Origin of the sequence: Stenotrophomonas sp. Sm2128 (assembly GCF_030985535.1) — a bacterium.
Lineage (GTDB): Bacteria > Pseudomonadota > Gammaproteobacteria > Xanthomonadales > Xanthomonadaceae > Stenotrophomonas > Stenotrophomonas maltophilia.
Map to the genome: position 1 here is coordinate 25,744 of NZ_JAPTFQ010000053.1, position 7,748 is coordinate 33,491.

Below are 7,748 nucleotides of genomic sequence, written 5' to 3' on the forward strand. Positions count from 1 at the left end.
CGGGCAAAGAACGGGTGAGGGTGCAGTCAGGCGCGTGTGGCCGGACGCCCGAGCAGGCTGTCCGGCAATGCGGGAATCGGTGTGCGTTCGTCCTGCGCCTGCTCCAGCAGCCAGTCGATGAACAGGCGTGCGGCCGGGCTGGGCGGTTGTCCTTCGGCATGCACTACGTGGTACGCATAGCGCGCCTTCAGCGCCGGGCCGGGCAGGCGCACCACCTCGTAGCGCTGCAGATAGGGCTGGGCGATGTGGGTGCGCGCCAGCACCGCGCCCATGCCATACACCGCTGCACGCATCGCATCGGTGCTGTCGGCGAAGGTGTGCATGGGTGGCAGCGGCGACGGCGTGCGCACGCCGGCGTGGCGGAACCAGTCGCGCCAGCCCTGCGGCGACAGGTCGGTGAGCAGCGGCAGGTCGGCGATGCGCGCCGGATCGACCAGCGTTTCGACGCCGGCCAGTGCCGGTGAGGCGACCGGGAACAGGTAGTCATCCATCAGGTGCTGCGCACGCAGGCCGGGCCATTGGCCCAGGCCGTAGCGGATGCCCACTTCCGGGCCGTTGTCGTCATAGCGATCCAGCCCGCTGCCGGTATGCAGTTCGATGCGGATGTGCGGGTAGGCCTGGGTGAAGCGCGGCAGCCGTGGCAGCAGCCAGCAGTAGGACAGCGAGCGCAGCGTGGTGATCCGCAGCGGCACGCTGTCGGCATCCGGCTGCAGGTGATGGGCGACGGCCGCGACATCGGTGAAGGCGGCGCTGGCGGCGTCGGCCAGTTGCCGGCCCTCGGCAGTCAGGCGCACGCCGCGGGCGTGGCGCAGGAACAGCCGTACTTCCAGCACTTCTTCCAGGCGGCGGACGTGGTGGCTGACCGCGCTGGCGGTCAGGTGCAGCTCCTGCGCGGCCTGGGCGAAGTTCTGGTGGCGCGCGGCGACCGCGAACACGGCCAGTGCGGGTAGCAGGGAAGGGCGTAGCAGCATGTCGAGCCTCAAACCATATTTGTGGCTGGCAGCGATACTACGCGCTTGTGCGGCGGGCGTCTGCGCCTGATCCTATCCGCCTTGGCGAGGAATTGACGATGTACGGAGGCAAGGCATGAATGCGGTCCCACAGGCGGCCGAGCGCGATTGGCGCACGCCGCTGGAATTGACCCTGCTGGGCGCCATCTGGGGCTGCTCGTTCCTGTTCATGCGGGTGGCGGTGCCGTCGTTCGGCCCGTTCGCGCTGGTCGAAGTGCGGCTGGTGCTGGGTGCGCTGGTGCTGCTGCCGTTCCTGTGGCGCGCCCGCGCGCAGTTCCCGCCGCGGCGCTGGCTGTGGCTGGCGCCGATCGGCCTGATCAACTCGGCGTTGCCGTTCGTGCTGTTCGCCTATGCAGCGGAACAGGCGCCGGCGGCGATCGGCGCGATCTGCAATGCGATGACCGTGCTGTTCGCCGCGCTGATCGCCTTCCTGTTCTTCGGCGAGAAGATCGGCATGCGCCGCGCCGGTGCCTTGCTGGTTGGCTTCGCTGGCGTAGTGGTGCTGGCCACCGCCAAGGTTTCCGGCCTGAGTATCGGCACCGCGGTGCTGGCCGGTGCGGCGGCTTCGCTGCTGTACGGCCTGGGCGTGAACCTGGTGAAGCGGCACATGACCGGCCTGCCGTCGGCGGCAGCGGCGGCGGCAACGCTGTCGTGTGCCTCGCTGTGGATGCTGCCGATGGCGGTGACCCACTGGCCGCAGGCGGCGATTCCACTGAAGGCCTGGGGCGCAGCGATCGCGCTGGGCGTCGCCTGTACCGGCCTGGCGTTCCTGATGTTCTACCGTCTGATCGGCCGCATCGGCCCGTCGCGTGCGTCGACGGTGACGTACCTGATTCCGCTGTTCGGCGCGGCGTTTGCTTGGTTGTTCCTGGGTGAGGCGGTGACGGTGCAGATGTTGATTGCGGGTGCGTTGATTCTGGGTAGCGTGGCGGTGAGCCAGAAGGGCTGAGGAATTGGCGTTTTGCGCGTTGCGCGTGCTGAAGGTGCTTCACTGTTCATGGGCGTTACTTTTCTTTGTACGCAAAGAAAAGTAACCAAAAGAAACGTTCCGCCGGCCGCGAGCCGGTGCTGCGCACCGGTGCCCTGCGCTCCTCGGCCCGTCGAGGGACGGCGCGGGAACTCGCTGCGCTCAGACACCCGCGCCTCTTCGCCCTCGCCGGACCTGCGGTGCTCGGCTCGCTCAAGGCGGATCCAAGATCAAAGGCAGAAGCGGTCGCTTCGCTCGCCGGGCCCGGCCCGGCACTACCATGCATCGTCGTGCAGCTGTGGCTCTTGACCTTGGGTCCGCCTTGAGTGAGCCGAGCATCGCAGGGGAATCAGGGGCGAAGAGGTGCCGATGTCTGAGCGCAGCGAGTTCGGCACCGTCCCCTGATTCACCGAGAAGCGCAGGGGACCGACGTGCGAAGCACGGCGGCTCGCGACCTGGCGGCGCGTTTCTTTTGGTTACTTTTCTTTTCGCGCGAAAAGAAAAGTGACGCCCATGAACAGTGAAGCACCTTCAGCACGCGTCACGCGCAGGAAACCATCAGCGCACCGGCACCGGAATATTGCAGAGATCGATATGCCCCGCCGGGCGCTTGTAGAAATCATCCACGCGATTACGCCGTGCCTCCACCGTATCGGCAAAGGTCTTCGAGTCGGTACGCAGTACCTGGATCGGCGTGCGCTCTGCCGCCGGTACGTCGCTGGCACGGCGGATCGACACGATCGGCGTGCGCAGCTTCGGGTCGGTGTAGAAGCCCATCGGTGCCGGTCCGCGCGGCGTTGCGCTGAGCAGCTCCATGCCCTTCAGCACGCGGCCGACGAGGGTGATGTTGCGGTCCAGCTGGCGCGGCGACTGGCCGGTCACCACGTACAGTTCGGCGCCGATGCTGCTGTCTTCTTCATTGCTGCGGCCGGCGCCGAGCATGCCGTAGCAATGGGCCAGCCAGGCCTTGCCGGCCTGCGGATCCTGGCCGATCGGGAAGCCGTCGACGAAACCAGTCTGCGCAGCCCAGCCATCGCGGTCCGGCAGCACGCTGACCTTCAGGCCGGCGCTGGCGCGTTCGAACTCGGCCGGCAGCTTGCGCGCGGCGCTGCCGAACGTCTTGGCCTTGGCCGCGTCATCGGCGTCGGCATCGCCGAACTGCACCACGAAGTTGTCCTGCGAGCGGTAGATGCTGGTGCCGTCCCAGAAGTGCTCATGGGCGAAGGTCTGGATGTTGGCGACATGGCGCGGGGCGAACTGCGGCGCCAGCTCGATGATCACCCGCCCAGCCGGCAGGTCCATGTACAGCAGATTGGCCGGGTCCGGGGTGCGCCAGTCGCTGGCCGCCGATGCGTCGAGGATCTGCTGCGGGCTGCGGTAGGGCGTGGCCGAACTGGCCATGGCGGGCAGCAGGCAGGACAGGGCGAGGGCGGTCAGGGCAAGGCGACGAAGGTGCGGCATGGGATCCCCGGAACATGAACGAGGCTTCGATTCTGCGCGAGCGGCCCGGCCACGCCAACCGGCACGATGACTAACGACACATTCGCTATACCGAACTTCGCACTACTGTGGACTTCAACGTAGTGGAGGCCCGGTCATGTCCGAGGACGATGTCCACCTGAAGAAGTTCCAGAAGGAGCTGAGCGCCGGAACGGTGTCGCTGGCCCTGCTGGCGGTGCTGGCCTGGGCCGGGGAGCCGCTGTACGGCTACCTCATTGCCAAGGAGCTGGAGCGGGTGGGCGAGGGCGTGCTGAGCGGCAAGCAGAGCGCGCTGTACCCGGTGCTGCGCAACCTGGAGGCTGCCGGTCTGCTGGAAAGCCACGTGGAGCCGTCCAGCAGCGGTCCGCCGCGGCGCTACTACCGCATCAACGAACGTGGCCGCGACGTGCTGGCGCAGTGGCGCCAGGCCTGGCAGGCCACCCGAGATTCCGTCGATTCCGTGTTGGAGGGGGTACCGCAATGAACGACCCGAGCCTGGCAGGCCGAGCCCTGCCCACGACCATCCCGCAGTACCTGGCGCAGCTGCGTGTGGCGCTGGAAGGTGCCGACCCGGCGATGGTGCAGGACGCGCTGTACGACGCCGAGGAATACCTGCGCTCGGAGCTGGCGGCGCAGCCCGGCCGCAGCGAGGCCGAGGTGATCGCCGACGTTGCCGGTAGCTATGGCGCGCCGGACGAAGTGGCCGAGATCTACCGCGAGACCGAAGTGACGGTGAACCGCGCGCTGCGCACGCCGCGTGCGGATACCGCACCGGTGCTGCGCGCAGCGGCCGAAGCCAGTGGCGTCGAGCCGGCCGCACCGCCGCCGGCGCCGGTGCAGCGCTCGCTGCTGGCGCGTTTCTTCGGCGTGGTGACCGATCCGCACACCTACGGTGCGCTGTTCTACATGCTGCTGTCGCTGGCTACCGGCATCTTCTTCTTCACCTGGGTGGTGACCGGCCTGTCGCTGTCGCTGGGCCTGCTGATCCTGATCGTGGGCATTCCGCTGACCGTGCTGTTCTTCGGCTCGGTGCGCGGGCTGGCGCTGCTGGAAGGGCGGCTGGTGGAAGCGCTGCTGGGCGAGCGCATGCCGCGCCGTCCGCGTTACACCGATCGCAGCCGTACCTGGCTGCAGCGCATCGGCGACATGTTCACCGATGGCCGCACCTGGCTGACCCTGCTGTACTTCGTGCTGATGCTGCCGCTGGGCGTCATCTACTTTACCCTCGCGGTGACGCTGCTGTCGCTGTCGCTGAGCCTGATCTGGGCGCCGGTCGCGGCAATCTTCAGTGGCGACATTCCGGGCGTGTACGTCGATGGCGTGAACGTACTGCCGATGGCTGCATCGCCGCTGGTGGCGATCACGGTTGCTGCGGCGGGCGCGCTGCTGCTGCTGCTGACGATGCATCTGGCACGCGGCATCGGCAAGCTGCATGGGCTGATCGCCAAGAACCTGCTGGTGCGGTTGTAACAGGCCAGGGGTCGGATCCTGTTCGCAGAACAGGGCTCTGACCCCGGATCCCATCATGCTGGGGTCAGAGCCCTTTCCGCTGGAAAGGGAACCGACCCCTGCCGGGAATCAGCCCGCCTTTCGCCGCAACGGGGTCACGTTGCTCTTCTTCTTCGTGGCCTTCGCCGCCGGTGCTTCGGCATGCGCGGCGAAGAAGTCGCGCACCTTCGGGTACACCACTTCGCGCCAGCGACGGCCGCTGAAGATGCCGTAGTGGCCGGCACCTTCGACGATGAAATGCTCACGGCGGTCCGCAGTGATGCCGGTGCACAGCGCCTGTGCGGCTTCGGTCTGGCCGAGGCCGGCGATATCGTCCAGCTCGCCCTCGATGCTCAGCAGCGCGGTATCGCGGATCGCCGACGGATCGACCTTCTCGCCGTTGACCACCCACTCACCACGCGGCAGCAGGAAGTCCTGGAACACCACGCGGATCGTATCCAGGTAGTACCTGGCCGGCATGTCGAGCACCGCGTTGTACTCGTCGTAGAAACGACGGTGCGCGTCGGCGTCTTCCAGGTCGCCCTTGACCAGGTCGGTATAGAAATCCCAGTGCGAACTGAAGTGGCGGCTCGGGTTCATCGACAGAAAGCCGGCGTGCTGCAGGAAGCCCGGGTACACGCGGCGACCGGCGCCGGGATAGCTGGCCGGCACGGTGTGGATGACGTTGTTCTCGAACCACGACAGCGGGTTCTGCGTGGCCAGGTTGTTCACTGCGGTCGGGCTGCATCGCGCATCGATCGGGCCACCCATCATCACCAGCGTGCGCGGCGTCGGTTCGCCACGGCTGGCCATCAGCGAAACCGCGGCCAGCACCGGTACGGTCGGCTGGCACACGCTCACCACGTGCAGGCGCTCCACACCGAGGTGGCGGATGAATTCCTGGATGTAGGCGATGTAGTCGTCCAGGCCGAATTCGCCTTCGCTGGCCGGCACCATGCGCGCGTCCACCCAGTCGGTGACGTACACGCGGTGGTCGCGCAGCAGCGTGCGCACGGTATCGCGCAGCAGCGTGGCATGGTGGCCTGACAGCGGCGCTACCACCAGCACGAACGGCTGGTTGAGCATGGTGTGCAGCTGGTCGGCTTCATTGCTGTGGCGCTTGAAGCGCAGCAGCTTGCAGAACGGCTTGCTTACTTCCTCGTGCACGACGATCGGCACGCGTTCGCCATCGACGTCGATTTCGTTGATGCCCCACTCGGGCTTCTCGTAATCCTTGCCGATGCGGTGGAAGAGTTCATTGACCGCCGCCAGGCGATCAGCGCCGGGCATCTGCGACCACCAGTGCCCCTGGTTGGCGAAGAACCTGGCGTTGGCCTGAGCCTGGTGCACCCAGGGGGCGAGCAGGTTGCGGGTCAGTTCGTGCAGTTGATAGAGCATGACGACCGAATATGTATGGTCATATGTTGCCGCGCAGCATATCCCATCCGGGTGTCCCGCAGGTTAAGTCGGCTGAAAATAATGAATCTGGATTCACATCCGTTCCAGCGCGGCCGCATCGCCTGCCAGGGCGGGGCCGAGCCAGCAGTGCGACCCCACCGGCTGCAGGCCATGCCGGGCCAGCGTGCGGCGGTACCAACGCGCCGGGCGCGCCTGGAAGCCGTCGTGGTCGCCTTCGAACGCGTCCTCGGCGGCGAAGGTCTCCAGGAAGGCCACGCCGCCCGTCAGCTCTGCCACGCCGGCCAGTCCGGCGCGCAGCTCGCGGTCGGGCACGTAGTGCATCACGTCCGAGCAGACCAGCAGGTCGACCGGGGCACAGGGCCGCAGCCAGGCGAAATCGCCGAAGCGGGCCATGTGCAGGTTGCGGGTCCTGCCGTAGCGGCGCACAGCGTACTCGCTGCTGTCGAAGCCGAGGTATTCGACCTTCGGACGCAGCTTCAGCAGCGGTGCGCGCCAGGCGCCTTCGCCGCAGCCGATGTCCAGCACGCTGCGGATCGGTCGTTCCAGGTAGTACTCGGCACTGGCCACGGCCAGGGCGACCTTTCGCGCCAGGCGGGCGCTGCCGCCGATGTCGGCACGGCGGTACCAGCGTTGGAAATAGGCGGCGTCGTAGGTCTTGTCCATGGGGCGGTGCGCGATCGGGGAAAACGGCGCCTATCGTACGGTGTTGCGCCCCCGGGTGTGGCGGGCCTGCAGTAGAGCCACGCCATGGGTGGCTGCCATGCTGCGGCGATTGGACGCGGCAGCCACCCATGGGGTGGCTCTACTGCGACAATGGGTACCCATCTACGCCAGCCGCCGGAGCGAGCGCATGCAGAGCTACTACTGGGTCAAGACCTTCCACATCGTGTTCGTGGTGGCGTGGATGGCCACGGTGTTCTACCTGCCGCGCATCCTGGTGAACCTGGCCGAGACTGCGGGCCAGCCGGCGGTGACCGAGCGCCTGCAGCTGATGGGCCTGCGCCTGTACCGCTTCGGCCACTCGATGTTCGGCCTGGCATTCCTGCTGGGCCTGGTGCTGTGGCTGGGCTACAAGGTCATCCCCGATTTCCCGACCATGGTCGCGCCTGGTGGCGCCGGCTGGCTGCATGCCAAGCTGGGACTGGTGGTGCTGCTGCTGGTGTACTTCGGCTGGATCGGCCGCCTGCTCAAGGGCGTGGCCAAGGGCAGGGCGCTGCCGTCGTCGCGCGCGCTGCGCTGGATCAACGAGATCCCGCTGCTGGCCTTCATTCCGATCGTATGGCTGGTGCTGGCCAAGCCGTTCTGAGGCGGGGTCATCTGCACCCGGTAGATCCACGCCATGCGTGGATGCCGTCAGGGCGCAAACGAAAGCGCCGGGCAAATGC

At 67.2% G+C, this 7,748-nt stretch carries 8 protein-coding genes; 4 read left to right on the forward strand and 4 right to left on the reverse strand.

What is annotated here, in order from left to right:
• Positions 1–26: 26 nt before the first annotated feature.
• A complete protein-coding gene (locus O0K41_RS14980) occupies positions 27–971 on the reverse strand; it encodes a LysR substrate-binding domain-containing protein (protein ID WP_005408722.1) in 945 nt (314 codons plus the stop codon).
• A gap of 115 nt (positions 972–1,086) precedes the next feature.
• Here O0K41_RS14980 and O0K41_RS14985 point away from each other — a divergent pair, with 115 nt between their 5' ends.
• The gene (locus O0K41_RS14985) at positions 1,087–1,959 is read left to right on the forward strand and encodes a DMT family transporter (RefSeq protein WP_111105508.1); all 873 of its coding nucleotides are present in this window, start codon (positions 1,087–1,089) and stop codon (positions 1,957–1,959) included.
• Between the two features lie 576 nt (positions 1,960–2,535).
• Here O0K41_RS14985 and O0K41_RS14990 read toward each other — a convergent pair.
• Complete coding sequence (locus O0K41_RS14990; protein ID WP_108270490.1) at positions 2,536–3,438, reverse strand: peptidylprolyl isomerase; 903 nt, start codon at positions 3,436–3,438, stop codon at positions 2,536–2,538.
• 136 nt (positions 3,439–3,574) lie between these two features.
• Between O0K41_RS14990 and O0K41_RS14995 the strand changes: the two genes are divergently transcribed.
• A complete protein-coding gene (locus O0K41_RS14995; RefSeq protein WP_308304524.1) occupies positions 3,575–3,940 on the forward strand; it encodes a PadR family transcriptional regulator in 366 nt (121 codons plus the stop codon).
• A complete protein-coding gene (locus tag O0K41_RS15000) occupies positions 3,937–4,926 on the forward strand; it encodes a sensor domain-containing protein (RefSeq protein ID WP_049395934.1) in 990 nt (329 codons plus the stop codon). Before O0K41_RS14995 ends, O0K41_RS15000 begins: the two co-directional genes overlap by 4 nt.
• Positions 4,927–5,034: 108 nt before the next feature.
• On the opposite strand, the gene phaZ is transcribed toward O0K41_RS15000, so the two are convergent.
• Both phaZ and O0K41_RS15010 read right to left on the reverse strand, forming a co-directional pair.
• Positions 5,035–6,342 carry a polyhydroxyalkanoate depolymerase gene (gene phaZ, locus O0K41_RS15005; RefSeq protein WP_005408728.1) on the reverse strand — a complete coding sequence of 436 codons (1,308 nt, stop codon included), beginning with the start codon at positions 6,340–6,342 and terminating at the stop codon, positions 5,035–5,037.
• Positions 6,343–6,435: 93 nt separating this feature from the next.
• Positions 6,436–7,026 carry a class I SAM-dependent methyltransferase gene (locus O0K41_RS15010; RefSeq protein WP_005408729.1) on the reverse strand — a complete coding sequence of 197 codons (591 nt, stop codon included), beginning with the start codon at positions 7,024–7,026 and terminating at the stop codon, positions 6,436–6,438.
• Positions 7,027–7,213: 187 nt separating this feature from the next.
• Between O0K41_RS15010 and O0K41_RS15015 the strand changes: the two genes are divergently transcribed.
• Positions 7,214–7,669: a CopD family protein gene (locus O0K41_RS15015; protein WP_005408730.1), complete on the forward strand. Its 456-nt coding sequence runs from the start codon at positions 7,214–7,216 to the stop codon at positions 7,667–7,669.
• Positions 7,670–7,748 lie beyond the last annotated feature (79 nt).

What these genes read in the sequence shown, in the direction of transcription:
- O0K41_RS14980 (WP_005408722.1), bottom strand. Translation starts at nt 971, where the DNA reads ATGCTGCTACGCCCTTCCCTGCTACCCGCACTGGCCGTGTTCGCGGTC.
- O0K41_RS14985 (WP_111105508.1), top strand. Translation starts at nt 1,087, where the DNA reads ATGAATGCGGTCCCACAGGCGGCCGAGCGCGATTGGCGCACGCCGCTG.
- O0K41_RS14990 (WP_108270490.1), bottom strand. Translation starts at nt 3,438, where the DNA reads ATGCCGCACCTTCGTCGCCTTGCCCTGACCGCCCTCGCCCTGTCCTGC.
- O0K41_RS14995 (WP_308304524.1), top strand. Translation starts at nt 3,575, where the DNA reads ATGTCCGAGGACGATGTCCACCTGAAGAAGTTCCAGAAGGAGCTGAGC.
- O0K41_RS15000 (WP_049395934.1), top strand. Translation starts at nt 3,937, where the DNA reads ATGAACGACCCGAGCCTGGCAGGCCGAGCCCTGCCCACGACCATCCCG.
- phaZ (WP_005408728.1), bottom strand. Translation starts at nt 6,342, where the DNA reads ATGCTCTATCAACTGCACGAACTGACCCGCAACCTGCTCGCCCCCTGG.
- O0K41_RS15010 (WP_005408729.1), bottom strand. Translation starts at nt 7,026, where the DNA reads ATGGACAAGACCTACGACGCCGCCTATTTCCAACGCTGGTACCGCCGT.
- O0K41_RS15015 (WP_005408730.1), top strand. Translation starts at nt 7,214, where the DNA reads ATGCAGAGCTACTACTGGGTCAAGACCTTCCACATCGTGTTCGTGGTG.